Raw genomic sequence first — 25,456 nt, 5'->3', positions numbered from 1 at the left:
TTTAAATTATATAAAAGCAAAAAATTATTTATCAAATCAATGGAAAAGAATCATTTCTCTCTATGCACAATTATTGTATCAATTGTATGATGGAACGGCTCTAACTTAATAAATTAATTTTCTAATCTTAATGCCTAATCAGCAATACTGGAGTTTTGGATATACGTATGACTTCCTCTGCAACACTACCAGTGAGTATATGATGGATTCCTCGACGACCATGAGTACCTATAACAATTAAGTCAGCAGAAAATCCGGCTGCTTCATCAACAAGTTTTTCGGCAATTTGTGCTTTAGAAGGGGTGAGTTCGGTGAGTTTCATTTCAAATGCTACTTTTGAGCGACTGAGTATTTTTCTCATTGAGTCTAAAACTTCTTGCCCTTGTTTTCTGGTGAGCTCAACAAATGCCTCTCGATCGACATCACCTTCATATAGTGTATCAATTATATGAATCACACATATCTTGGAGTTTTGGTTTTTTGCGATTTTAATTGCTTCTTTCAATGCTAAAATGGATGCTTTAGTATCATCCACTGCTACCATAATTTGTTTGTACATAGATGGGACTTCCTTGCCAGTAAAATTGTTTATTTAATAATACATTAGCTTTGCTTGCAATAATTGATATTATATATCTTTACAGCTATTGTGTTTATTCTTGTTAATAAGGGAGTATGTTGTAATTCTTAATGGAGGTTGGTAGATTAAAAAAATTAAGGATAGAGGCTGGAATCAGAGAAACAACTAAAAATACCTTTGGCTAAATGATCGATAGGAAGAATGATGTTTTTTAATCAAAAAGAAATTTACTACACTTTATTGTTGCTGGGATTATATTCGTCAACAGCAAGTTCGGCTGGTCACGTTCAGACACATCCCCCTGTACATAGAAATGGCTATGCACTGATTCAGGCGGGCGGTCATTGGCTGCATCAAGGTCAAGCGCAGCACATTAATATTAACGGGTTGATTGGTGATGATTTTACCGTAACGAATCACACTGATGAAAATTATTTAGTTGGCCTGGCTTATTTTGTAGATGGTCACCATACTAAATTATTTGATATGTCTTATGGACTAAATGCTTATTATCTCGCCAAAACTTCGGTAGATGGTTATGTAATTCAAGAAGGCTTATTCCAAAATTTATCATACCATTATAATTTAGAGCAGTTCCCTATTTACGTAATGGCTCGTGCTGCACTGAATACAAAAAATCCAGATTATGGATTTATTATTGATGTAGGTGCCGGTCCTAATGTTATCAATGCTCATAATTTTAAAGAGAATTCACTGGACGGTCAGACTCTGCCTGACATGATTTACTCCAGGGATAATGCGGCACAATTTAGCGCTACCGCAGGAATTCATGTCAAATTGAATCGGGTTATTCGTGGTGGTGTGCCTTTGGAATGTGGTTATCGCTTTTTCTATTTAGGAAAAGGCCATTTCAGCTCTATCAATGATCAAGTAATCGATCCATTGAGCACAGGCAACATGTATGCAAATGCGTTAATCTGTGGGTTGGAATTTGAAACTTAAATTAGGAGTATGTAATACTTATTTTGCTCAATATATAATTGTCAGCAAAAGTTTTTAGACTAAGGGCGCCTAATCCAATTGATAAGCCATTTTCCTTCATCCGTTCGCTCAAGACAAGCGGCAGTTCCAGGAACAAAGGCAACAATGGAACTGTCTTCATTGAGTAAAACGAGCTTACCAATTAGTTTACCCATAAAAGGCATGTGCCCTACGAGCATGATGTCGTGTTGTTGCTGGTTTATTTCATCTGCGATCGGGCTCACGGGATCTAGAGGTTCCAATCCTTGACGAAATTCAATCTTCTTTGAAGATAAATTGGAAGCCAATATTTCCGCAGTTTGCTCGGCTCTATATTTACTGCTGTGGAGCATACGATTAATTTCTATTTTTTTCTCAGCAAGAAAATGACCTAAATTCTCAACGTCAGTTATTCCTTTTTTACTAAGAGATTGTTGGGGGTCAGTTTCTTTTCCTAAATTTTCTCCATGCTGAACGAGATAAATTTTCATGGCGGCTCCTTGCTACCCGAAATTGTAGTCTAATTATAGTCCAATGCGATTATGCGTAGTTTTTTTAACGCGTAGTTGCATTCGCAAATGAATAATGAGTTACTTTGCGAAAGTCGCATAAATTTTGTATGTTCAATTCCTCTGATTAAGTAAATTTATTATAAATGATCTGGTTATTTATAGTAAGTTGAAAGAATAAAAGCAACAAATATGGAGAGGAGTTACGAAGAATTACAGAGATTTATTTGTCTATTATGGTTTGTTTATAACATCGGTATATGATTTTACCTGTAGCAAGCTCAATAATTTCTCCTGCAGCTCCTGAATGTTCTAAATCACATTTATCGCTCAAATGTATTTTCAAGGCATCGATGTTTTTTCCAGTTATTTTGGAAATAACTATTTCATCTATTTTAACTACGGCTTCATAGGGATCGTCCTCTATAGGTGAATTCATATTCTATACCTCCGATTTCTGTTCCCATATATATAGTATAGTGCAAACTGATTATTTAACTGGCTTAAATACGTACAAAATTGGCTTGTAACCTAGGTGCAGCGCAGCGAAACCCGGTTGAGATAATATGCGTGATATTTCTCTGGTTCTGCTGCGGCAGTGCTATAGAATATTAGTTACAGAGACTTTTATAAGCAGCAACTAGACTATTTGGATTAGAAACTGGTAAATCGGTATCAGCACTCCACATAATAGCGCCTTTAAGTTGCTTGTCCTTGATAAATCTGCATACTGCTTTAACTACCTCTGGAGATTGGTAGCCAACAAATTGTTTCGCTATTGCATTGTAGAGATAAGAACCGATAATGAACGAATTATTATTTTCATCCAAAGCATTCACGTGATAAATCTTATAATTAAGTTGATTTACTAATTTATTTACGGCTTTATAAGGTAAGAGACCATCCTGTATTGAATATTCAGCAGCAAAATGGCTGGCACCAGACCAAGGTTGTTCAAAGCCAGGAAGGGCGGGATATTCACCAGTTTCCACTCCAGAAAAGCCTCGTCCATAGGCAGCTAAACCCACTTGTAATTTTTCTTTGGGCATTCCGTATGCAAGAACCTGTTCTGTAATGGAGTCGGTTGCATAGTTAATCGCAAACTCATCTTTACGGCTGGTATCAGGTTGTTTTAAATAAGCATGAACTGCGGTATAGGGATCACCGCTTTGTGACCACGGGCCATGTAAATCATAGGTCATTAAATTGATACTGTCTGCGTAATTTGCAATTTGTTTAAACCAGCCGCCATCAACTGATTGGTTGATTTTTTCCAAATAATCCTTATTCACAGTAATGGTTACAGAAATATATGTATCTTTTCCCAAAGTGTGTCGACTGGCTTTAACTAAATCAAAAAGATGTTTGTAATCTGCCAAGGTGTTTACATCGGGAGGTAATTGGCCGCCGGTTTGCAGATCAATGGGAGGCTCAAAATCATAATCAATTCCCTTTAAATTTTTAAAATGATTCATCCAGGATTTAAATTGATTTAGGAATTTATCTTGATTGGCAAAGATCGCGGCAAATGTGGCTGTACTGATTCCTTTATTATCTACCGTATTCGCTCCGCCAATGGCAATGATACGTTTTGCGGTATATTTTTTGGAATGAATAAAAGCACCAAAACTATTGAGTTGCCCTACACCTTTTTGATCGGTGTAATTAAATAATTCCTTTTGACCGGTGTTGCCATTCATTTGTACGGAAGTACATGCGCCTTGATTTGCAGCACAAAAATCAAGGAAATCTTTAGTCTCTGGAGGTAAGGGTGATATCCAGGAGCCCTCTAAAGGTAACTCACCCCAGAGATCGGCAAAGTGCATTAAACCATCCCAACTGGAAGGGATTTGGTACTGTGCCTGATTGGGATCTTTGCTATTCCATACTTGTAAAAAGCTCCAGACAATGACATCAGCCTTATTAAATTGGGCAACCATTTCTGGATTGGAAACATAAGCCAATTGTCCATAAGGCCGACCATTTTTATAAGCGCCATCATATTCATAAGGATTTTGACCATACATAGACCAATTGGTGGTATATAAGGTTAATGTTGCATTAGCTACTGCAGGAATAAGAGAAGCAGCAAGCATGGTTAATCGCATAAATTTCTTTAAAAAAGTCATTATGATTCTCCAATATACAAGTGGTTGGATTTTAATGCTTGTAATTGGTGAGTAGCCACTGTTATTTATGACAGGGGTTATAAGGTTAATAATTGATATTCCAATGCCTTAGCCAAAGATTGATATTTATTTTTGGTACCTAATTTTTTATTGATTTTTTGAATATGAAAATTGATAGTTCGCTCACTGATTTCGAGCCGTTGTGACATCTCTTTGACTGAGTGTTGTTCCGCAATCAACAATAAGCATTGGATTTCTCGTTGGGTTAAATGAAATGCTTCTTTTTCACTGACCTGATCTAAAAGATGAGTTTGGATGTAGTGATAATAGTGATGTGCTGCAACAAAGAATTCATATTGGGCACAACTATCTTGTAAATTGCATTGTTGATGTTGCATTTGTACTAATAACAAAATTGCAAAATTATTATGCGGACCGTGAATAGGAATTGATAAACCTGATTCCGCACCAAACTCTATAGAATCTTTGCGCATTTTACGCTCTGACTCAGTGGTTGCTTGTGCCAATTGCTGTTTTAAATTCCAATAAATCGGCAGATGATTGTTGTAAACAAAATTTAGTGTACTGTCGATGTTATGGTATTGTTCAGTAAGGTAATGTTGATGCCAGGATTTGAAATTGGCAGAACACATATCATATTTTAAGCGATTGGCTGAATTTGGATGATAGGCATAATAAGTGAATGAAAATGTGGTAATGCCTTTTTTGTTTAAATAACAACTCAAGGCGTGATCACAAGCAGTCAGCGAGGATGCTTGTACTAATTCATTTTCTAACGTCACGAGGAAATCAATCATACTTATTCATCACTCTGCAGGTTATAATGACTAGTGTTGTATTTGCTGCAAAAATATAAAGAAAAAAACCAGAATATCCCAATTGCTGTTCTAGCCAGCCACTTAATGCACCAAAAAGTACATAACTTAAAGCCATGATGGAAGTACAGACGGTATACATTGACATCGGATAACCACTTTTATTGGCAACCTTCAAGAGATATCCCATATAAGTCCCATTGGCCAACCCTACAGAAAATTGATTCAATAAAACGACAAGATAAAGTAGTGGATGATTCGTATGAAAAAAGGGGAATAAAAGGTAAAGTAAATGACCTAGAAGCAAGAAAAAAGTCATGTTTTTTAGGCATTTTTCAAGTAGAAAATGTGTAATAAGCCATCCTGATACAAAAATACCCAGCATCAAGAATATACTTCCAGAAATTCCATATAGTTGTCCTACCTGATATAAATTAAGACCTAATCCATCTTTGTCGAGCAAAAATAAAGGAATAATTTTTTGCATTTGCGCTTCGGAAAAATTGTATAAAAAAATGAAGAATAAGATCGGATAGATTGAAGTATTAAACAGAAGTGTTTTAAATATTTGGCGATAATTCAGATTAATTAACTCTTGTTTTGTCTGCTTTTCCGGGATTCCGGTTTTATGATACAAGGTGAGTAAAAATCCTATCACAAACAAGCTGAAAAAAAATATTTGCCATACCTTAAGTTGATAATGCAAGGCTAAGTTGCCAATAAAGGCTAACAATCCTCCTTTAATGACTAACCGCCCCATTTGATAAAAGAAGCTTCGAAAAGCGACATATTTTTTTTGTTCTTCGCTATTTAAATTAATTAAATAAATACCATCAGAGACAATATCATGAAGTGAAGAAACAAAGGCAAGTGCAGCGAAACTTAATGAGCTGACCATAAGAAAGTTGGGATTTTCGACACAAAATGCCAATATGATAAAAAGCAAGGTCACTGTTGCTTGAGCATAAAGAGTTAATTTTTTTTTCGTAGCAAGATTTTCCAGAAAAGGAGCGAATAGAGGCTTAATTGTCCAAGGCAGCATGAAGAGGCTGGTTAAAAAAGCAGCCTGAGTATTGGTCATTCCATATTGTTGATACATAATAGTTGCAATCAAAGTGACTACCACATAGGGTATACTTTGAAAAAAATAAAGACTGGCTATCCATTGATGATTCTTTGGAGATATTGAGGAAAACACGGGTTAATTCCAATCTATTGTTGCCCACATTGTAACATAATCGATCAGTATTGAAAAATAGACTCAACTCATTGTCGATAAGATTGTTGTACGGGCTGTGTGGCAGGTTGAGATGTTAATTCAGCAAAATCCTCCAGTTCTTGTTTCATTTTGGCAATATAGGTATCCAAAGACTGCTGCAGTTCTGCCGGATTTTGAATGGTCATGCTCTTTATTCGTTCTGAAATAAGTAACATGTCTTTAGCACGAATTGTTTTGATTTTATATCTGAAAAAAATATTCTCATCAATATATGAAATAATTTCGTGCATGTTTGCAGGGACTTCCACCTTAACTATGGGTTTGGCGGAATATAATTCAAGATAGATGTTTGCTTTATCGAAACTGGGAACGGCAGGATTTATCAATAGAGCCAGTTTTTGCATATGTTTTGAAAGATTTGTTTTACATGATTTGGAATCCATGAGCCATGCTGCAAGAGAAAAAGAATTGTCCTCCATGCCATAAGCTACATTTGATTGATAAATGTATCCTAAAACCCCTTGGGATGTTTTTTCACAAGCAAGCATGACGTAGGAATGTCCTGGTATGTCGATACGAACAATTTTAGGCAAGTCTTTTTCTAGTTCTTCACTAAGATGTACAAGGGAGCACGTTTCTTTCCCGGAAGAAATCATTTCATCCCCCGTTATCATTTTACAAAACGTATTTGCAATATCACCACATCCAACCGGTGAAAAAATGGAATTAGCTATAGAGGTATTGAGTAATCCATTTTGTTCCATGGCCAAAAGAATTTTGACTGTAGATTCCAAGTCTATTCCGGATATAGCCAAATAAAGTCGAGCATCTGCCACACTTTTATAGCGTTTCTTATAGGCCGATAATACGAGATCGCGGAAAATAGAGTCAAAGTCATCTATTGATAAGATTTCATAATGAGAAAAAGTGAAAAAAGCGGATTTGCTTCGCATGAAAATAGAATAAAATTATATACTATTATACAATACTGCAACTTTTTGTTATTTGTGGCAAGAATTTAATTAACTAAATAGATTATGCGCGAACATTATAAATTTTTTAAAGAAGTCAATACATTTAAAGTCCATGCTCAAACGATACTGAATCGTCTAAGAAAACAAAAAGATCCTAATATAATTAATGTGATTAATCTTCTTATTGATGGACATGCCAATAATTCCTTTCCTGCAGAAATCGCAACCTTAAATATTCTTTTAAATCATCCGGAGCAATTTATTAAAAATATAGACTCCGAAGCTAAAGAAGAAATTCAATCCGAAATTAAGGAAATGTTGGAGCGTTTTGTAAGTGAATTTCGCGATGAGGCAATTTGCCCAAGAGTTTAAGAAAGATTGGTTCCTATTTGGCCAGTTCACTGTTCTGCCCTGTGCCTTTACTAATTATCATTATCATCTTCTTCAATCCAGCAATCATTTAGAAGTCCAGGTGGTATTGGACGTCTTGGCATTGGTGTTGGATGAAATTTTGCTCCTTTTTCATTTCTGGCAATGCGTGTTGCTTCTTTTTCTCTATGGGCGTTGATAATTCTGCTTAAGGTATCAATTAGAGTGTGTTCTTTAAATAAGAAAAAGAGATCATTGTCCTGGATGGATTCATCTGATTCGCATTTGCTAATTATGAATAAATTGGCATCATTTTTATCATTAAAGTTTGCAATCCTTCTTTTTTCCAAAGCTTTTTGTGTTTTAATCATCGTATGGTATGGAAATTGAATAAGATTAATGTCTCCATTGCCTTCTGCATATTTTGCATAGGCAACAGAGATATTTTCCCTATTTATTTCATGTAGTAAATCAGAGTCATCATACAGTCTGAAAATAATTTTTTGTTTTTCCAAGTCTGCGTTTGCTGATTTTTGCGCAAGAAAGATGCGTGTGTCATTTAATTCGCTAAATTCGGCAATGACTTTTTCTTCACCTCGTGCAAATTGTTCAGTAATTTTATAGCGCATAATAAATAGGTTATCAGTAATAAATTTTATAAATCAATTTAGGATTTTTAATCTGCTCTCTGAGAAATAGATAAAAGACAATAAAATTATATCATAAAATGGTCAAAATGAGCGCCTTATTATCTACGTATGTAATCTATCCAGGCAGGAAATAATAAGGTTATCTATTGTTATTTCTTGAAAATATTGCATAACGAGAGCAATCTATATTAAAACAAAATTCTAAACTGATGTTGTAATGGTACCAAGGATTGGTTTTAAGTTTTTCTCGCAAACATGCATCTGTAGGTTGGTAAGTTAACTGCCCCTTTTTGTCGAGCGTGGACTGGAGAATAATTACCTCAGGCTTAAATTTCATCACTTCTGCACATTGCCACTTATATATATCTTGACGCCAGCTCATCGCTTTATTATTCAGGCAATACGAATCTAAAAAATTCAAATTACTTCGGTAACCAATGAGACCAACATCACCCAACGAGACCCAAGATCCTTGTGGTACATAACGATCTAGCCAATCCACAACACTTTCTCTTAATGTTTCCCCTTGCTGGAGATTGATAGTAAAAGTACGATACGCTTTCAGATTCATTGCTGGGATGAAGAAAAATGCGATATTTCCTGCAATGATATATAAAGTAAATGCATAAACTTCATTCCTTTCAGGTAAATACTTGTCAAGAAAACGCATTAATCCCCGTAAAGAAAGAGGAAGAATTAACGCAAAAGCAGGCAGAAATAAACGGTTGAAGTATGCTGAAAAGGGTTCAGCTTTCCCTAAGAGCAACAAGTAAAGAAGTGTCGGTAACCAAAAAAAGTAAGGCCGCTTATCTTTTGATTTATAACTCGCCACAGCAGCAAGTAATATAAAAGGCCAGGCAAAACGTAAATAGGACCAATCCAATTTAAAGATAAACTCATTGCTGAACCCTTTACAATAAATGGGGTTGGGAAATAACCGCCCAAAGTAATGCCATCTCCAGAGAAAATAGGGCAAAAAAATCCCGGCGAATACTAGCCCACTTGAAAAAAGGGGCCAGTAATATGTTGCAGAAAAAGTTGGACGATCCCAAAGTGCTAACGCATAAAATAGTAAAACGAGTATAGGGGCTTCAGGACGTGTGAATGCTGCTAACGCAAAAAATATCCCTGCAAACGTTAAGGACAAGGGCTTTGAATGCATGCGTTTCGCGGGGAATGGGTTATAACCTATTCCTCGTAATAAAAAAAACAAGGCAAAGCAAATAAATGCTTGGTAAACTGCTGTCTCCATGCCGCTCACCGCCCAGAAAATTTGTCCCCTATACACTAATAGCCAAAGGCAAGGAATAAATGCAAACCAGATTGAGCATAATAATCTGGACAAACAATATACTGCCCAGGTTGTAAATACCAATCCCCAAAAACCTGCCACTTTTAATAAAAGAATAGGATTTAAATTTAAAGCCATGCCCGCAGAAGAAAGGAGAAGAAAACTAAAACTGGAATATCCTTCAACTGGTGCTTCACTAAGATTCCATAGCAATCCATTTCCGCTCATCCAATGTTTGGCATAACGTAAAGGAATATAAACATCATCAATAATAAAAGGCCAGGCAGCAAGAGACTGTAAAAGAAGAAAGTAAGTACCAATAAACAGTATAAGTAGTATATATAGTTTTTTAGGCATTAATGTTCATCGATCCCGTATGATACAAAGTGATTCATAAATCCCATTATTCTAAATTTGTATACGGGGATAATTGGCGTTTAATAATAGTAGAACAAAAGATACAAAAATCGTATCTTTTTGATGTTTTATTTCTTAAGCTTTATGCATTCTCTATGCAATAGAGCAAACTCTAGGTTTTTTTGATTATTTGCACATAACTTTTTCCATCTTCTCCAGAAATAACACCATGAATTTCAGTTGCAAAACCTGGGAGTTCTGCGCCTATATCGTCCAGCATCAATAAGAAATCAAGAATCAATTCGCAATTATCTGTAATTTGTTCCCCAGGCATAATTAAGGGAATACCAGGTGGGTAGGGCAGGATCACTGCAGCAGAAATTTCACCTTTAAGTTGTGCCAAAGGAACCAGTTGTGTTTCTTGTCGAATGAGTTTTTGATATGCCTGATGGGGCGTCATGGCACTATTTGGCAGTGCATCAAAAGCATGATACATCACTTGAGGTAAATTATGTTTTTGCATTAACCCATGGATGGTTTTAGCTAAGGTTTGAATGGACATTTTTTCATAAAACTCAGGATGTTCTTGATAAAGCTGGGGGAGTATGACTTTAATTGGTGCATTGTCATCATAAAATTGTTTAAACTTATTTAAGGCTGCTAATAAGGCCATGGATTTGGCTCGAGTAATTCCAGAACTAAATAAAAACAACATCGAATACGGGCCTGTCTTTTCAACAATGATCCCATGAGATGCAAGAAATTTTTCCACAATCGTTGCAGGGATGCCCCATTCCTCTAATTTATCGTTTTGAATTCCTGGTAAAAGAATGGTCACTTTGACCGGATCCAAAAATAAATGATCGTCATCTACATTGTGAAAACCATGCCATTTTTCATTGGGTTTTAAGGGGAAACAGGACAATTTTTTTTCTGAGGCAGGTTGCCACACATCAAAATACCAATCACAACTTTGCTTTTTTAGACGTTTTATTTCTGTTCGAAAATCCAAAGCTAATTCAATCGCTTCGTTAATTAAATCATAACCATGATTACTAGCCATCATCGCAGCAGAGACTTCACAACTGGAAACAAGAGGATAAAAAGGAGAGGTGCTCATATGCATCATATAATTGATATTAAGAATATTTTCGTCGAAATTACCTTTAATATGGATCATGGATGATTGACTGAACGCTGCCAATAATTTATGAGTTGATTGGGTTTCAAAAATCACTTGATCTTTTAGGGGAGTCAGGCTAAGTCCAAATTTTTCAGCGTAAATAGGGTGAAAATTGGTATACGGAACCCAGGCACTATCAAAATGCAAATGTTTTACTTTGAGCTCATTTTGAAGGTTTTCAACTTTATAAAGTATGCCATCGTAGGTTGAGTTCGTAATGACTGCATAAGTAGGCCAGGCAGTTGCCTGAGGGTGTTCACTAATTTTGTTTTTGATTGCTTTTTCTGTATATTCCGATTTAGGGATTCCGCCAAGAATTCCATGTGTATTTCGCGTAGGTTTTAAATAAATGGGAATCACATCAACCATCATTAAAAATTGTGCGATTGATTTATGACAGTTACGATCAACAAGTACCGTGTCGCCAGAAGTTGCCGAGTACATCCCTACTATTTTATTTGATGTTGATGTGCCATTGGTTACGATTAAAGAACGATCGCTTTTAAATACATTCGCTATAAATTCTTCTGCTTCGCGTTGAGGGCCTGAGTGCTCAAGTAAACTTCCAAGCTCTTCAATTGAAACTGAAAGATCGGCGCAAAAAATATTTTTACCAAAAAAGTCATAAAATGCAGCACTGGTTGGATTTTTTTGAAATGCTGTTCCTCCTAAATGTCCAGGGGTACAAAAAGCATAATTTAACTCACGAACATAATGCATGAGTGCTTTGGTAAAAGGAGGCAAAATTGCTCGCTGGTATTTTTCTATGGCAAGCACGATGCGTTTAAAATCATCGTGGGCCAAATTGGCATCATATTGCAAAAAATCCAGGTTGAGATCAAAGTCATTAAGATTAATGTCAATCGAGGCATGCTTATTCGTCATGGCAAAAACAGGCAATAATTTATTATGATTGGAAAAATGATGTAAATCATCAAATCCAAAATCATCCCAATCATAAAGAATTGTGACAATTCGTGGATTTAAGCTGCTCACGTCATAGGCTTCCTTTAATGAAGTGCATGTAGTGAACTCATAACTTTTTTGTGTTAAAAAATCCTCCAGCATACGAATAAAATGCTTTTTGTATTCTTCAATTCTCTGTGCATAAACAATAAGAATATGATTCATCGGTTGTCCTTTTACCTATTCATTCTCTAAATGTACCATATTCTATAGAACAAATGGCGGATGATGTGGTTGTTTTATGTTCCATCCTTAATATTCAGCAAGCCCATTTTGTTGGAAATTCAATGGGTGGATCCATCCAATATTGAGCACATTGCCAATATAGAAATGGATCCCCGTCTGTGCGGGATGACAGATACGAAAAATCTAGTCAATATGCGCCTTAGTAAAAGCATGAATTTCGGGAATAATAATATTGCGGAATTTCTTGCCGTTGAACAATCCATAATGACCTACTCCTTCTGCAAGGAAATATTTTTTCATGGAGTCAGGTAAATTTTTACATAAACCCAGTACAGATTTTGTTTGTCCTACTCCCGTGATGTCATCATGCTCACCTTCAATTGCCAAAATCGACGTATTCTGAATATCCTGTAAGCGGACGTTATGTCCACGCGATTTGTACCGGCCGGTTGTTAACAGCTTTTCTTGGAATACAGTATTTATTGTTTGCATGTAAAATTCAGCCGTCAGATCCATGGTTGAAAAATATTCAAGGTAGAATTTGATTATCTTGAAGGCTGCTTCTTTTTCATTGTCCGCGTAGCGATCAACTGCTTTTTGCAATGATTCTATATGGCGTTGAAAATTCATACTCATAAAACCTGCAAGTTGCATAAATCCCGGATAAACAAGCCGCATCGCACCAGGAAAACGTGAGGGTACAATCGAGATAACATTTTGTTGAAACCAGTCATCTCCTCTGGAAGTCACTAACTCATTTACTGATGTAGGGGATTGATTTGTATCAATTGGTCCTCCAAGCAATATCGCTGTTCGAGGCAGGTTGGGCGAATTATTGGTGGACATAAGCGCAACTGCAGCTAAAACAGGAACAGTTGGCTGGCAAACCGCCATGACATTCAAATTGGGTGCAAGCAAATTTAAATAAGAAATGATGTACTCAATGAATTCATCCAAATCAAATGACCCTTCAATTAAGGGGACATCGCGTGCATTTTTCCAATCCGTAATATAAACATCGTACAAAGGAAGTAAATTTCTCACAGTATCACGTAATAAGGTTGCATAATGGCCCGACATGGGTGCAACTACAAGCAGTTTTGGTAAATTCAACTGCCCGCCATTTACTTTTTTAAAACGAACTAGGTTGCAAAAACTTTTTTTGTCGATAAGTTCTTCTTGAATATCATAATATTCATCTTGGATTTTGACTTCGTTAATATCAAATTTTGGTTTATCATATACATTGGTAACCATATGAAATATATAGGAATATCCAGATAACCTACGAAAATGGCTCGAAGTTGCTTCCAATATTTTTTTCAATCCGCTTTGCTCATCATCTGACATATAAGGAATGCGGACAGGTAAATTAATATTGTCAGAAATTCTGCGAAAGCGTTTTGCCATATTGTCAAAATAATCTGAGTAAGGTTGCAGCAACCGCATATTAAAATCATAGATATTGTAAAGATAGCGATTATCAAGAGGATTAAACATTTACGAGCCTCGTATTTTAGGATGATGTCAACTGGAATGGTGCATCACGATACTAAAGTAATATACACAAAATTATAAAATAGCAAATCCTCTCATTTTGTGTTTCCCCAACATTGAGAATAATAATAACAGTCTCTTATTTCTTCTTGAATCACCGTTGCCGGTTTTCCTGCTTTAAATTGATAAATAAGCATTTTGGCACTGACAAGACGTTGTTGAAGAAGAGCCACCAAGGAATGTGAGTTTTTTTCTGGTTTGCCATAAAACTCGGCATTTAAATGGGATTTCAACTCATCAGCGTGTAATGAAGAATCTAAGGTGATTGCGTTATACGATTGTATTAATTCTTCTTCCAATAAATGAGGATTTTGAGACATATTTTTCTCAGCTGTGGTAATTGCCTCACAAAACCCTTCAAGCATAGAGAGACTAATTGGATCTTTTTCGGACATGTTGAATAAATCAGAAATTACCGTATGAGGAAGAAGAGGTGCGACTAATTTATCAAAGGGGAGAGCAAAGCCATGGCGGTAATGATTACGATAATCCTGTCCAAAAAATGAGTAACTTATTTTTTTAGCTGGGGAAAAATCAGGATCATCCAATGCTAGAGTATCTGCATGCCGTCCTTTGTAACTCAGAATACCTGCACAACCAAAATCAACAATAGCAGCTCGTTTTACAGCATTATGAATCATGCAATAGCCTGAGTTGAGTAATTTGGAATTTAATAAATCCCATAAATTAAAAACTAAAGCTACGGCATACAATTGCCCGAGGATTTTTGCTTCTTCTAATGTGAGGGATAAATGAGCACGCTTGGGTAAATACTCTCGTTCAAATAAAGGTTCTGTTTTGACTGCTTCTTTTTTTGCTAAAAATTCGGAAAAACTGTTTATGAATTTGGAAATGACGCCAATTGATTTATCCTTATCAACATGAAGATAGTTTTCAGGGACAACTAAAATGCCCTCAAACATTTTTTTTGCCATACGGGGAATTAAAACTTCAAGAAAAGCACTTTCAAGTTTAATTGAGAAAATATGCTCCATAGTGTCAAATGAGGGACTTTTCAGCTCCTCTTTAGAAAGGTATCCTTTAAATACGTCCTCTACCGTTAGAGGGTCCGGTTTTTTAATCAGGTAATAAGCACCAAATCGATCGCATAATATTCTTTTTTCTGTGATTCCCTTTGATAAAGAGGATGCAATTTTCTCTGGCAGCTCTTCTTTTTTTACCTCTACAAGCTCAATATTAGGATGAAGCTTTGGCATGATTCATCTCCCCAAAAAAACTCAATACATGTCGTTGTTGTTTTTTAGTTGCATATTTAAGTCATTTTTGAGTAAAAAATGCTTACTTATTTCCATCTTATTACACAAAGAAAGAAAAAGGCACTATTTTATCTTGGTTTTTAAGAAGTGAGTGAAGATGATTGAGAATTATCTGTATTGTCCATGAATTTTATGTTTGAAATAAAAATATCTTCTATTCATTCAGCCAAATCACATGATTACATGAATGCGATTTGGCTAGAATGCTAAATCCAATTAAGCACTCATGTATTGACCGCCATTGATATCTATATTTGATCCTGTAATAAATCCTGCTTCTTCACCGACTAAAAATGAAACTGCATTGGCAACCTCTTCGGGTTTACCCAGTCGTCCTACAGGAATACTGCTTGTGATCTTATCAAGGATGTCTTTTTTCAAGGTAGTTACCATGGATGTTTCTATATAACCAGGGGAAATGGTATTTACGGTGATTCCTTTATTTGCAACTTCCAGAGCCAAGCTTTTCGAGAATCCAAATAAAGCAGATTTTGTTGCCGCATAATTGCACTGACCTAATTGTCCTTTTCGACCATTAATTGATGAAATGCACACAATACGTCCATAGTTTTTCTCAATCATGAAGGGCAGAACGTTACGTGTAATATTGAAAGTGCTAGTTAAATTAGCATCAATTATTTGTTGCCAATGGTGAGGTTCCATTTTTTTTAAGCTAACATCGCATGTGGCTCCTGCGTTATTTATCAGGATGTCAATGCGACCAAAGCGCTCCATAATTGAATTAGTGAGTGTTTCACAATCAGAAAAATTGATGAGATTTGCAAAAAGAATTTCAATATCATAACCTGCTTTTTTTTGTGAAGTTTGCCATTGCAATACTTCGTCATGTTTACCATTTTTAAAGTAACATGCAACAACTTTATAATTCGTTGCGAGACGACGACAAATTGCGGTACCTATTCCTCCTGTACCTCCTGTAACAACTGCTATTTTTCTATCCATTAATAGAATCTCCCGAGTGAAATTGGATATTGGCTTTCTTTATGCTAGATTAAGCGTTCGATATTATTCAAAATTTTATTGTAATATGACTAGTTAGTTTTTACCTTGGAAGGCGTTGTGGTAAACCCTAATAAACTAAAAATTCACGAAAATGGATGGAAAAGCTGTTAAAGTTGTTGAAAAATTCTTTTGTAATGAAGGAATTGCTTTAATTAAGAAAAATTAACCGTTTATATTGGGGACAGCAATAAATGCTGTCTAATTATTTTAGTATTATTTTACCAAGGGAATCGATATGGGTTTTGCTAATGCAGCTGTTTTTGTGGTGGATGATGATCCTGAAATTTGCCGGTCATTTCGTTGGCTATTTGAATCAGTGAATATCCCGGTAAAAACTTATGAAAATGCTAAAGCTTTTCTTGATAGTTATGATGGTACTCAAAAAGGATGTTTAATTATCGATGTGCGTATGCCAATTATGAGTGGGCTCGAGTTACTGGAACATATTAATTCTTTAAGAAATCAATTATCAGTGATCATGATTACTGGATACGGTGATATTCCAATGGCTGTGCGAGCTATGAAAGCAGGAGCTACTGATTTCATTCTTAAGCCGGTAAATCACCAACATTTGCTGGAAATTACTCAAAAATGTCTTAAGAAAATTCACACTAATTCTATCCAATCCCAATCTAATTTCTATGAGCGCCTGGATCGCTTAACTAAACGTGAACGACAGGTTATGGATTTAGTCATCGAAGGAAAATTAAACAAACAAATAGCTCATGAACTTGATATATCTATTTCCACGGTAGAAGTCCACCGTGCAAATGTTATGCGAAAAATGGAGACTAAGACTTTAGCAGAACTCATAAAAATAAATCTACTTCAAGCTTTTTCTAATGAGGAACTTAATTCTTTAGTGAGTCTTGATGGCTAGATACATTTTCGAGTTAAATTATCTGGTAAAACAAGACATTAATACCAAAAAAACTCTTATAGCTCAACAAATTGAGATTTATAAATAACCACAATGATAAAATAGTTTTTTATATGGATAAAAAGTGATATGATTTTGAGCTTTTACATATAGGGGAATGAATCATGTCAAAATTTCCACATAAAACTTCTGGTGAATTGCGTCAATACTTTAATCAACAAAGTTTGGAGAAATTACTCGAAATTAACCGTTCTTACGGACCCCATTTTGAATCGCTGGATGCTCAAGTTGATGGGTACAAAAATACTTTAAAAGAGGCGAACCGGCGTTTGGTTTATTTTACGGAAAGACATGCGGCTCATTTGCAGACTTATGAAGAAGCTGAAATCCGCGAAGCATCATATCAATCAACTCGCAAAGCAATGCTCTCTGAAACGGATCAAACCGACCGACTCCTGGGATTAAAAGCATTGGGTGTTTCTCCTATGGAATTATATGAATATGAGGAAAGATGTTTAAGGGGGGAAATATCAAAAGCATCTGATGAAATTCAACGGATGAATACCTGTATTGCGAATGTAGAGCAAAAGAAAAACGGTGCTGTTTCTGAATTAAGAATTTTAAATAGTGTTATTAATGCAAAGAGAGAACTCATACCTGAAGTTGCCTCGAATCGATTGGGAATGTAATACTATGGCCCGTCTTTAATGTATAAATAAAAAAAGATTTAAGGTATTCGGTAATTTATCAATTTATCGAATACTTTGCCCCCAGGTTTTTAGTCTGATTAAGTAAGTGCTCAATGGCGTCAACTTAAAATATTCTGGGAAAGGGGGCTACTCTAAAATGTCCTCAGTATAAATAAAATTGTTTCTTGCTTTATTCATAAGTATCTTAAATTGTAGTAGGTGTTTCTCTGTGGTTGTTGTGGAGTGTAAAACAAATTCAGAAACACATAATGCAAATATGAGCCTGCGTATATCCCGAATTGTTTCCTGAAAAATATCAACTCTTTCTTTTGTTTCAGAGTTGATTTTAACTTCCAGTTTTAAATTTTCAGAACTAATTTCAATGGGGGCGCAATTTTTGATTACTTGACTTCGTAGTTTTTCAACAAAAATAAAGGTATTAATTTTTTCTGTTCGACACTTAATTATTTCCTTAACGATTTTGTTAAAAAAATTATAAACCATCATCTGGTGAAATAAATAAAGCTTTTGCGAATAACGATAGGCTTGAAATAAAAAATAATCACCTACTAGAACAATAAAAATACCAAGCAAAGTGCAGATACCGCGATTCAATACCATCTCAAATGGGCCTGCAGGTGAATTCACATCAGTGGTTTGCGCCAATAGCAAAAAAACAACAATAGTAATAAAAAATACACTAATATCGTAGCGGCGTGTATTTAATGCTGTAACAGATAATCCAATGATACCTATGATAAAGACTACAGGGACTAATCGATAATTCAATTGCAGGAGATAAATTAAAGGAATTAAAATTAACAAAGCAGCAAAAGTTCCCCCGATACGATGAATAGCTCGCCTGACAATCAGCCCTGGCTCGATTCCCGCGCTGATCACAATGACTGTGAGTAAAATCCACCATTTATGAGGTATTGTCGTAAATAAATAAATCAACATAGCAACCATAAACATAATTGCCAGGTGAGTAAACCGCGCGTAATCAAGTTTCTTTTTCAGTTGTGTCGCAGAAAGCATAACTTATTCCAACGGATGAATGCTTCTTGTAAGCAGTGCGCAATGTAATGCTGTAATTTTGTTTCTGGTTCTATAGGCATTGTGGGCATGCCGCATGGTGTATAAGTTTTCATATTGAGCCTAAGCCAATGGAGATTGTTTTTTATCCCGTACCAAAATACCTCATTCTTTTTTTCATAATATAAATTATCCAATGCGTGTTGGATATTTCGTATGTTTACTGACATACGGCATGCTTGCATTATGTATTTTTTAGGGAGCATTCGTCGATAGTTTCGCACCATTCCCAAATGGAGAATTTCCTCTCCTATAGGACTTTTATGGTTCTGATTTATAGCTGCATCAATATCTTCCTCAAGGTATTGAATAAATTTTTGCAGGGCCCTGTTCCATATGATCAAATAGACATTAGGGAAACATTTCAAACTCATGAATACAAAGATCATCGCCAAAGTAGTCGATGAAATAAAACCGTAGGCGACTTCAAGGTTAGCAGGAGGCTCAGTGCTCAGAACAACTGCGCCAGTTGCTATAAGCATCATCGTTAGATTTTTTAGTGCATAGAAATATTTTAATACACAAAAATAAGTTACTGCAAAGGCAAACACTGAAAAAAAGAAAAAGATTCCATGAAATGGGTAGACAAGATAAAAGGATACGCTGATGATAATAATTGCAGTGCCAATAAAAAACAGCAACCGCTCTTTTTCTTTAAAAGTGGTTAGCACCGGAGCTTCGTACATGCCTACCAAAAGAAAAGGTGAAAAAAATGTAAGAAAACTGACAGGCCGAAACAACCAGTAAACATATACTTCTACAGTCGCAACGAAAAGACACTTATAAAGGGTAATTCGTTGTAATGCGTAGGGATCAACCTCATCAAGCCATTGCTTAAACTTTGATATAGACATAAGCACTTGTCCCAAGGCGTAGCGGGTAATGAGGATCTGGATCAGTGATTCGAATGATCACAGGAAGTCTTTGTGGCAATAAGACCCATTGATTTTCATTAATGACATTTTGTAGCTGAGTACGGTTGTCCACTAATTGTCGATTAGCTGACCAAAAATCTGAATCAATTACCCCATGAAACATTTTTCTTCCCAGATACATTCTGGGGAATATCAATACTTTTGCGCCTTTACGCACATGACCCAAATCTGTTTCATTAAAGTTTGCCTGAATGTAAATATTATCCGTATCCACTAAAGAAAAAAGAGGTTGATTAATATTTACTGGTGTTCCGATACTAAAAAATAAATTTTGGATAATTCCATTATTTTGTGCGTATACTTCTGTTTGCTCCAAATTAACTTTGGCATTTTTCAATCGTGCATGAAGGGATTTAATTTCATTTTCTTGCGCTTTGATTTGATGTTGAACAATTTCCAACTGTTTTAAAGCGGCATCCCATCTATATTTAGCTGCTTTTGTTTCTTGTTGGGAGTTTTGTAAGGTAATAAGAGAGACCGATTTTAATGCATAGCCCTTAGTATATTTTTGATCATCCTGTTTGAGTTTGATGTAATTCTTTTGCTCGTTTTCACTGAGTTTGAGATCCCGTTCATAAGTGCTTTTTAATGCAGCTAATTGTGCCTCGGCACCTGCCAAATCTGCACTAAGTTGTTCTACGGCATATATATAGGGTTTTTGAAAGACGGTGAAAAGCTTTTGGCCTTTTTTGACAACATCCCCATTTTTTACATAAAGATTTGTAATGTACCCATTTGCAAGGGCTGCGACGGGGCGTACGTTATTGACGACAAATGCATTATCTGTGAAAGGAAATAAATAAGAAAAAATATAAATAAGTGTCGTTAAAATACCAATCAAAATGATGATATTGGCTAAAGTGAACCAGCGTTTTAGTCGTACAAATCCCTGTTTAACGTGTAGACGATATCTGCGTAAAAGTATCATAAATGTAAGTTACCATTAAAAATCCATACCCAATATCTGGTTACGCTGTCTTGCATCCAGGTTATATTCATCCCCAAGAGTTCTATTGAGTATATGCATATCCACCCGCCAAATCTTGATATAAAATAACTAATGACATGGCGAGTTCCAGTTTGGCCTGATTTGTTGAGAGCGCCAAGTTATCCAAATAGATTTTGCTTTGTAATAATTCTTTATAAGAAATTAATCCCGTTTTTAATAATCCTTGTTGTAGTTTGTATTTATGGCCATAATCCTTTGCAGCTCGTAAATAAGCCATAAATTTTTCATTCATGCGTCTGTTGGCAGAAAAGTCACTATCGACTTCTTTTAAAATCCGTCTGACGGTTTTATTGAATTCAGCAGCTTTTGCATTATAGGCACCTTTACTTGCTGCAATGTTTCCTAGGGTACTGAGCGAAAGTGTCCAATTGACGTATGCATCCGTTGTGTCAGCAAAATTACTGTGCGGCAAATCTACTTCACCCAGAAAATCATCTAACTGAATTCCTGGAAAAAAATCACTATAGGCCACTGTAATACCAGCTCGAGAGGCTTTTAATGCATAGAATGCCATTTTCAAATCAGGACGATTATTTAATACGGTAGCGGGTAAGCTGCCTGGTTTAAAATGGGAAAAATCTATTTTGGCGAAATTATTTTTATTGTTTACCCTGCCTGGATTTGCATTAATCAAATACCGAAGTGCATTTTCACTGAGGACAATATTATGCAAAATAGGTTTAATTTGTGCTGCAATCAGCCGCTCATCGGTTTGCAATTGGGCTAGAGTAATTTCATTTTCTAAACCAATCTTAATTTCTCCTCGACTCAATTTAATTAATGATTTCAAGTCACTATCCAATTGTTGCAATAATCTCAATTGTTCTAATTGAGCAATTAAAGTGAAGTAAGCTGATGCGATCTGGCCAATTAATGCCAGGCGCACGCCCTCAATAGCAGTACGATAAAATTGAACATTGTATGTGGCTTGTTTCTGTTGCGCATAAAGTTTCATAATGTTCACGAAATAATAGGGCCATACCCCATAAAAAACACCAGGTGCTCCAAGGGCGGGATTGGTGGAGTAGCCAGCAAGTACTTGTACGAAGGGCAGCCAACTGAGTTTGACTTGCAGCAATTCGCCTTGTGCTTGTTGTAAGTTTCCTATGGCAATATGAATGTCCATGTTGTTATGCAAGCCAGCTTCAATCAATTGATCCAATTCTACATCATGAAATTGTTGCCACCAAGCAACATAAGGTAAATCAGCTATGGGCTTGTAATCCTTTGTACTGGAAGGAAATTTAGATGGCAAAACGATTTGCTGTTCAACACGTCTATTGCAGCTTGACAATCCTACTACCAATAATATCAAGAACAGTATTTTCTTTAACATGAATCGATCATCGTTTATAGTTTGGTAGTGTATTGTTAAAGGTTATTCATTATATTCCTTGAAATGATTAGGGTTAGTCAATAATTGCTAATGATGAATTATTTAATGAAGCGTTTTTATTCATTCCAAGTCGGATCACTTAAATGCTCAAAAAATTGAGCAACATCGCCTGCTGCATGAATTCCTTCTTTTTCAATAGTTCCGCAGTAAGTATTACCGCAAATTGTATGCTATGGGAATATGAAGAAAGCGAATTCTAAGAAAATAGTAGTTAAGAAGAGTTGTTGTTAGAGAAGATAAGATGCTGTCTTTATTAGTACTTTCAAAATAAAAACCAGAGCACATTTACAGACAGCATCTATAATATTTTAGGCATGTAAAGTAAGGCTTAAAAACAATCCTTGGAATGAGAAGTTATTTGTTTCATTACCCGCAATACGTTGAGGTCCTAAATTTACCCCATCAGGACTAAAAGTTACCCCGGTAAATCCTCTAAGTGTATCCATAGAACTCAGATATTCATTGATTTGATATCCAACGGCCGCAGTCCATGTTGCTGTATGAGTCAATGCGTGAGTATAGTCCAAACCAATCTTACCAGTGATGTTATTAACAACCCGGTTGCGCTTGGGCCATTTAAAGCTGAAGTTAGATCCTAAAAAAACCTCCGAGAAGGATTGCATGGAACCTGCCATAAGCGCGTAATCAAAATAACCAAGCAAACCAAAGCCATAACCCAAGTCGTAATGGCCATCCAGGCTGATTAATGGGCCAGCACCGCTAAATTTGCTGGTAACATGTCCTGGTGCTGCAAAAGACAGGTCATGTTTTATTTGTGCGTAGCGCACCCCAAGAGAAGGGCGTATTTTAAACACACCTGATGTATCACCGTATTTTCTTCCTGCTCTTACATCTGCTTGATCTACTCTATAAGTTAAAAAAGCATCACTGACTAATCCAGGCATAGAATCTATAGGAATGAACGCATCAGGGAATAAAATACTTCCAAATAAAATAGAGCCATTGGCAAAACTATTCACAGCGTGGGTTTTGTTTTTTAAATAAAGATAATTGACTTCAATATTATTGGCGGACATTGGTATATCATAACCAACAGCCACACTTCCTGCCCATTGGTAATCAGGATCAAAAGGTTTGCTTTCAGCTTGGGTACCTCCAGGAACAGTGAATAGCCAACTGTCAGTGACTAGTCCGAGCCCTGTTTCACTTGGTTGGACGTAATAGCCTGTACCACTTACATAGAGTCCCCCAGGGTTGTTAAATGCGCATAATACATTAGTACAAACAGGTCCATCTTTATCAATGTATTTGGGAAGCGGAGCCGATGAGGCGGCATTTGCAGCACAAAAACTCGCTAAAACGAATGGCAAAAACTTCAATGTCATAAATTTGCTCCTTGTTTAATCGATGCAATACATTACTTTTTTTACCCGTTCAATTCAATGAGGTTTGCCTAAAAATCAGAAAATGAGAATTTGGTTCGCCTAAGAGAGGCAAATAATTAATCGAGATGATCTAATGGAAGTGTAGTTGTTTCACAAATAGTTCTTAAGATAAAACTTGATTGCACACTCGTTACTCCATTGATACGCGTCAGCTTATCTAATAAAAAAGATTGATATGCATTTAGGTCTGGTACAATTACTTTTAATACATAATCTGCAGATTGGCCTGTGATTAAATAACATTGAACGACTTCAGGAAGAAAGCGTACAGCCTCTTCAAACTGGTTCATGACAGCGGGTTGGTGACTATTTAATCCAACTAAAACAATCACGGATAATTTTAAACCTATTTTTTCAGGTTCAAGAAGTGCAACCATTCTCTTTATATATCCATTATCTTCTAATAATTTAACACGGCGAAGACATGGAGAAGGTGATAAAGCTACCATGTCTGCGAGCTCTTGATTGTTGATTTGGCAATTTGATTGGAGTATATCAAGTATCTTTTTGTCAGTACGATCCATAGTGTTTAAAAATAACATGAATTTTTTATATTTTAGCATTTAAATCTAAAAAATCATTAAAAAATGAAATTTTAATTCAAATTAATCCAATTAAAGCCTATATTTGCAATAAAATTTCAAAAAAAATGAATTAAAATAGGTGTTATGCATAGGTTATAGCCATTGTGCGTATATTAGCTGCTTGTTTTTTTGAGGATTTTTATGTCTACATCACGAGTTGTTGCCTGGTTTGTATGGATTATTGCGTCAATATTTTATGCATACCAATATGTTCTTAGAGTGATGCCCAATATTATGATGAATGATATTACGTCGCAATTTCACATCGATGCAACGGTTTTTGGGCAGTTTTCGGGTGTTTATTATCTTGGTTACTCTTTAATGCATTTGCCAATTGGGATTATGTTGGATCGTTTTGGGCCAAGAAAAGTAATGACGGTTTGTATTTTGCTTCCTGTTGTTGGACTGCTGCCGCTTATTTTTGCTGAGCATTGGATTTATCCTCTTGTAGGAAGAGCATTAATTGGTATTGGATCTTCAGCTGCCATTTTGGGAACATTTAAAATCATACGTATGGCTTTTAAAGAGCAGCATTTTTCCAGAATGCTCAGTTTTTCGGTGATGATAGGGCTTATTGGTGCTGTCTATGGTGGTGGACCTGTGAGTTATATGTGTCAGGCAGTGGGTTATAAAATGGTAATTGAAGTATTTATTGCTATTGGTCTTATCCTGGCTTGCATCACTTATTTTATCGTGCCCGATGAAAAACCTACTTATCACACATCAGTTCTTTCCAATATTAAAACGGTTTTTACCAATAAAAAAGTAATCTTGATTTGCTGTTTTTCTGGATTGATGCTCGGACCTCTTGAAGGTTTTTCTGATGTATGGGGATCTGGCTTTTTAAAACAAGTTTATGGTTTGAATACATCAACAGCAAATTACTTGCCTTCAATGATCTTTATAGGAATGTGTTTTGGCTCGCCGATTTTAAGTTTAATCGCGGAAAAAACAGGATATTACCTGGGAACAATCATTGCTGCTGGGATAAGCATGTGCGTGGTCTTCACCGCACTTGTCACGGGTATGTTAACAGTGCCCAGCATTACTGTATCTTTTATATTGGTTGGAATGTGTTGCTCTTATCAAATTTTGGCGATTTATACAGTTTCCACTTATGTACCCGAGCATCTTGCTGGGCTGACGACTGCGATTGCTAACATGATAATCATGATTTTTGGCTATGCTTTCCATACAGTGATTGGTTTTGTAGTCAATGCAAATGGTGGCATTCGTGAAGCAAATGCTTTTGTTTATGGGATAGGAGTTATCCCAGTCACGCTGGCAATAGGAGTTATAGGTTTCCTCTTCGTTGCCTATCGAGATAAATACACTGTATCAAAGCTCCACCCAGTCGGCTCACCAAGTTAAAACA

24 protein-coding genes are annotated in these 25,456 nt (G+C 35.9%); 5 read left to right on the top strand and 19 right to left on the bottom strand.

The genetic code is table 11. The features are described 5' to 3' along the window. Positions 1–127: 127 nt before the first annotated feature. On the bottom strand, positions 128–559 hold the full coding sequence (locus DY223_RS11790) for a universal stress protein (RefSeq protein ID WP_058460225.1): 432 nt from the start codon (positions 557–559) through the stop codon (positions 128–130). A gap of 222 nt (positions 560–781) precedes the next feature. On the opposite strand from DY223_RS11790, the gene DY223_RS11785 reads away from it, so the two are divergent. Continuing rightward, on the top strand, positions 782–1,543 hold the full coding sequence (locus DY223_RS11785; protein WP_235810551.1) for a hypothetical protein: 762 nt from the start codon (positions 782–784) through the stop codon (positions 1,541–1,543). 59 nt (positions 1,544–1,602) lie between these two features. Here DY223_RS11785 and sixA read toward each other — a convergent pair whose 3' ends face one another. From sixA to DY223_RS11755, 6 genes are all read right to left on the bottom strand, one after another. Further along, positions 1,603–2,052: a phosphohistidine phosphatase SixA gene (sixA, locus tag DY223_RS11780; protein ID WP_058460227.1), complete on the bottom strand. Its 450-nt coding sequence runs from the start codon at positions 2,050–2,052 to the stop codon at positions 1,603–1,605. A 241-nt stretch (positions 2,053–2,293) separates the two neighbouring features. Next, complete coding sequence (locus tag DY223_RS11775) at positions 2,294–2,509, bottom strand: hypothetical protein (RefSeq protein ID WP_058460228.1); 216 nt, start codon at positions 2,507–2,509, stop codon at positions 2,294–2,296. Between the two features lie 172 nt (positions 2,510–2,681). Further along, positions 2,682–4,199 (bottom strand): glycosyl hydrolase family 18 protein, encoded by a 1,518-nt coding sequence (locus tag DY223_RS11770; protein WP_058460229.1) that lies wholly within the window; start codon positions 4,197–4,199, stop codon positions 2,682–2,684. Between the two features lie 77 nt (positions 4,200–4,276). After that, positions 4,277–5,017 carry a helix-turn-helix transcriptional regulator gene (locus DY223_RS11765; RefSeq protein WP_058460230.1) on the bottom strand — a complete coding sequence of 247 codons (741 nt, stop codon included), beginning with the start codon at positions 5,015–5,017 and terminating at the stop codon, positions 4,277–4,279. After that, a complete protein-coding gene (locus tag DY223_RS11760; protein ID WP_058460231.1) occupies positions 5,010–6,233 on the bottom strand; it encodes an MFS transporter in 1,224 nt (407 codons plus the stop codon). Before DY223_RS11760 ends, DY223_RS11765 begins: the two co-directional genes overlap by 8 nt. Before the next feature lie 68 nt (positions 6,234–6,301). Beyond that, complete coding sequence (locus tag DY223_RS11755; RefSeq protein WP_058460232.1) at positions 6,302–7,207, bottom strand: hypothetical protein; 906 nt, start codon at positions 7,205–7,207, stop codon at positions 6,302–6,304. Positions 7,208–7,291: 84 nt separating this feature from the next. On the opposite strand from DY223_RS11755, the gene DY223_RS11750 reads away from it, so the two are divergent. Beyond that, on the top strand, positions 7,292–7,600 hold the full coding sequence (locus tag DY223_RS11750) for a hypothetical protein (RefSeq protein ID WP_058460233.1): 309 nt from the start codon (positions 7,292–7,294) through the stop codon (positions 7,598–7,600). A gap of 50 nt (positions 7,601–7,650) precedes the next feature. On the opposite strand, the gene DY223_RS11745 is transcribed toward DY223_RS11750, so the two are convergent. The 6 genes from DY223_RS11745 to phbB form a co-directional block, all read right to left on the bottom strand. Then, positions 7,651–8,226 carry a hypothetical protein gene (locus DY223_RS11745; protein ID WP_058460234.1) on the bottom strand — a complete coding sequence of 192 codons (576 nt, stop codon included), beginning with the start codon at positions 8,224–8,226 and terminating at the stop codon, positions 7,651–7,653. A 160-nt stretch (positions 8,227–8,386) separates the two neighbouring features. Next, positions 8,387–9,895: a PLC family EF-hand domain-containing protein gene (locus tag DY223_RS11740; protein WP_058460235.1), complete on the bottom strand. Its 1,509-nt coding sequence runs from the start codon at positions 9,893–9,895 to the stop codon at positions 8,387–8,389. Between the two features lie 172 nt (positions 9,896–10,067). Beyond that, on the bottom strand, positions 10,068–12,209 hold the full coding sequence (gene ldcC / locus DY223_RS11735) for a lysine decarboxylase LdcC (RefSeq protein ID WP_058460236.1): 2,142 nt from the start codon (positions 12,207–12,209) through the stop codon (positions 10,068–10,070). 204 nt (positions 12,210–12,413) lie between these two features. Continuing rightward, the gene (gene phaZ, locus DY223_RS11725; protein WP_058460237.1) at positions 12,414–13,730 is read right to left on the bottom strand and encodes a polyhydroxyalkanoate depolymerase; all 1,317 of its coding nucleotides are present in this window, start codon (positions 13,728–13,730) and stop codon (positions 12,414–12,416) included. A 92-nt stretch (positions 13,731–13,822) separates the two neighbouring features. Further along, on the bottom strand, positions 13,823–15,004 hold the full coding sequence (locus DY223_RS11720; protein ID WP_058460238.1) for a hypothetical protein: 1,182 nt from the start codon (positions 15,002–15,004) through the stop codon (positions 13,823–13,825). Between the two features lie 276 nt (positions 15,005–15,280). Continuing rightward, positions 15,281–16,027 (bottom strand): acetoacetyl-CoA reductase, encoded by a 747-nt coding sequence (gene phbB / locus DY223_RS11715; protein WP_058460239.1) that lies wholly within the window; start codon positions 16,025–16,027, stop codon positions 15,281–15,283. A 295-nt stretch (positions 16,028–16,322) separates the two neighbouring features. On the opposite strand from phbB, the gene DY223_RS11710 reads away from it, so the two are divergent. Together DY223_RS11710 and DY223_RS11705 are read left to right on the top strand one after the other, a co-directional pair. Continuing rightward, positions 16,323–16,967: a response regulator transcription factor gene (locus tag DY223_RS11710; protein WP_058460240.1), complete on the top strand. Its 645-nt coding sequence runs from the start codon at positions 16,323–16,325 to the stop codon at positions 16,965–16,967. 164 nt (positions 16,968–17,131) lie between these two features. Further along, positions 17,132–17,656, top strand: a complete 525-nt coding sequence (locus DY223_RS11705) for a hypothetical protein (protein WP_058460241.1) — start codon at positions 17,132–17,134, stop codon at positions 17,654–17,656. Between the two features lie 147 nt (positions 17,657–17,803). Here the strand turns inward: DY223_RS11705 and DY223_RS11700 are convergent, their stop codons facing one another. The 6 genes from DY223_RS11700 to DY223_RS11675 form a co-directional block, all read right to left on the bottom strand. After that, positions 17,804–18,694, bottom strand: a complete 891-nt coding sequence (locus DY223_RS11700) for an FUSC family protein (protein ID WP_058460242.1) — start codon at positions 18,692–18,694, stop codon at positions 17,804–17,806. Further along, a complete protein-coding gene (locus DY223_RS11695; protein ID WP_058460243.1) occupies positions 18,673–19,605 on the bottom strand; it encodes a hypothetical protein in 933 nt (310 codons plus the stop codon). Before DY223_RS11695 ends, DY223_RS11700 begins: the two co-directional genes overlap by 22 nt. Beyond that, positions 19,586–20,614: an HlyD family secretion protein gene (locus tag DY223_RS11690; protein ID WP_058460244.1), complete on the bottom strand. Its 1,029-nt coding sequence runs from the start codon at positions 20,612–20,614 to the stop codon at positions 19,586–19,588. The genes DY223_RS11695 and DY223_RS11690 overlap by 20 nt, the downstream gene beginning before the upstream one ends. Positions 20,615–20,696: 82 nt before the next feature. Further along, positions 20,697–22,031: a TolC family protein gene (locus DY223_RS11685; RefSeq protein WP_058460245.1), complete on the bottom strand. Its 1,335-nt coding sequence runs from the start codon at positions 22,029–22,031 to the stop codon at positions 20,697–20,699. A 368-nt stretch (positions 22,032–22,399) separates the two neighbouring features. After that, positions 22,400–23,437: an Lpg1974 family pore-forming outer membrane protein gene (locus DY223_RS11680; RefSeq protein WP_058460246.1), complete on the bottom strand. Its 1,038-nt coding sequence runs from the start codon at positions 23,435–23,437 to the stop codon at positions 22,400–22,402. A gap of 116 nt (positions 23,438–23,553) precedes the next feature. Next, on the bottom strand, positions 23,554–24,021 hold the full coding sequence (locus tag DY223_RS11675) for an Lrp/AsnC family transcriptional regulator (RefSeq protein WP_058460556.1): 468 nt from the start codon (positions 24,019–24,021) through the stop codon (positions 23,554–23,556). A 201-nt stretch (positions 24,022–24,222) separates the two neighbouring features. On the opposite strand from DY223_RS11675, the gene DY223_RS11670 reads away from it, so the two are divergent. Next, positions 24,223–25,452: an MFS transporter gene (locus tag DY223_RS11670; protein WP_058460247.1), complete on the top strand. Its 1,230-nt coding sequence runs from the start codon at positions 24,223–24,225 to the stop codon at positions 25,450–25,452. Positions 25,453–25,456: the final 4 nt, after the last annotated feature.

This window comes from Legionella bozemanae (assembly GCF_900450575.1).
Taxonomy (GTDB): domain Bacteria; phylum Pseudomonadota; class Gammaproteobacteria; order Legionellales; family Legionellaceae; genus Legionella; species Legionella bozemanae.
This window is presented reverse-complemented; position numbering and strand designations above follow the sequence as displayed.

What these genes read in the sequence shown, in the direction of transcription:
- DY223_RS11790 (WP_058460225.1), bottom strand. Translation starts at nt 559, where the DNA reads ATGTACAAACAAATTATGGTAGCAGTGGATGATACTAAAGCATCCATT.
- DY223_RS11785 (WP_235810551.1), top strand. Translation starts at nt 782, where the DNA reads ATGATGTTTTTTAATCAAAAAGAAATTTACTACACTTTATTGTTGCTG.
- sixA (WP_058460227.1), bottom strand. Translation starts at nt 2,052, where the DNA reads ATGAAAATTTATCTCGTTCAGCATGGAGAAAATTTAGGAAAAGAAACT.
- DY223_RS11775 (WP_058460228.1), bottom strand. Translation starts at nt 2,509, where the DNA reads ATGAATTCACCTATAGAGGACGATCCCTATGAAGCCGTAGTTAAAATA.
- DY223_RS11770 (WP_058460229.1), bottom strand. Translation starts at nt 4,199, where the DNA reads ATGACTTTTTTAAAGAAATTTATGCGATTAACCATGCTTGCTGCTTCT.
- DY223_RS11765 (WP_058460230.1), bottom strand. Translation starts at nt 5,017, where the DNA reads ATGATTGATTTCCTCGTGACGTTAGAAAATGAATTAGTACAAGCATCC.
- DY223_RS11755 (WP_058460232.1), bottom strand. Translation starts at nt 7,207, where the DNA reads ATGCGAAGCAAATCCGCTTTTTTCACTTTTTCTCATTATGAAATCTTA.
- DY223_RS11750 (WP_058460233.1), top strand. Translation starts at nt 7,292, where the DNA reads ATGCGCGAACATTATAAATTTTTTAAAGAAGTCAATACATTTAAAGTC.
- DY223_RS11745 (WP_058460234.1), bottom strand. Translation starts at nt 8,226, where the DNA reads ATGCGCTATAAAATTACTGAACAATTTGCACGAGGTGAAGAAAAAGTC.
- DY223_RS11740 (WP_058460235.1), bottom strand. Translation starts at nt 9,895, where the DNA reads ATGCCTAAAAAACTATATATACTACTTATACTGTTTATTGGTACTTAC.
- ldcC (WP_058460236.1), bottom strand. Translation starts at nt 12,209, where the DNA reads ATGAATCATATTCTTATTGTTTATGCACAGAGAATTGAAGAATACAAA.
- phaZ (WP_058460237.1), bottom strand. Translation starts at nt 13,730, where the DNA reads ATGTTTAATCCTCTTGATAATCGCTATCTTTACAATATCTATGATTTT.
- DY223_RS11720 (WP_058460238.1), bottom strand. Translation starts at nt 15,004, where the DNA reads ATGCCAAAGCTTCATCCTAATATTGAGCTTGTAGAGGTAAAAAAAGAA.
- phbB (WP_058460239.1), bottom strand. Translation starts at nt 16,027, where the DNA reads ATGGATAGAAAAATAGCAGTTGTTACAGGAGGTACAGGAGGAATAGGT.
- DY223_RS11710 (WP_058460240.1), top strand. Translation starts at nt 16,323, where the DNA reads ATGGGTTTTGCTAATGCAGCTGTTTTTGTGGTGGATGATGATCCTGAA.
- DY223_RS11705 (WP_058460241.1), top strand. Translation starts at nt 17,132, where the DNA reads ATGTCAAAATTTCCACATAAAACTTCTGGTGAATTGCGTCAATACTTT.
- DY223_RS11700 (WP_058460242.1), bottom strand. Translation starts at nt 18,694, where the DNA reads ATGCTTTCTGCGACACAACTGAAAAAGAAACTTGATTACGCGCGGTTT.
- DY223_RS11695 (WP_058460243.1), bottom strand. Translation starts at nt 19,605, where the DNA reads ATGTCTATATCAAAGTTTAAGCAATGGCTTGATGAGGTTGATCCCTAC.
- DY223_RS11690 (WP_058460244.1), bottom strand. Translation starts at nt 20,614, where the DNA reads ATGATACTTTTACGCAGATATCGTCTACACGTTAAACAGGGATTTGTA.
- DY223_RS11685 (WP_058460245.1), bottom strand. Translation starts at nt 22,031, where the DNA reads ATGTTAAAGAAAATACTGTTCTTGATATTATTGGTAGTAGGATTGTCA.
- DY223_RS11680 (WP_058460246.1), bottom strand. Translation starts at nt 23,437, where the DNA reads ATGACATTGAAGTTTTTGCCATTCGTTTTAGCGAGTTTTTGTGCTGCA.
- DY223_RS11675 (WP_058460556.1), bottom strand. Translation starts at nt 24,021, where the DNA reads ATGGATCGTACTGACAAAAAGATACTTGATATACTCCAATCAAATTGC.
- DY223_RS11670 (WP_058460247.1), top strand. Translation starts at nt 24,223, where the DNA reads ATGTCTACATCACGAGTTGTTGCCTGGTTTGTATGGATTATTGCGTCA.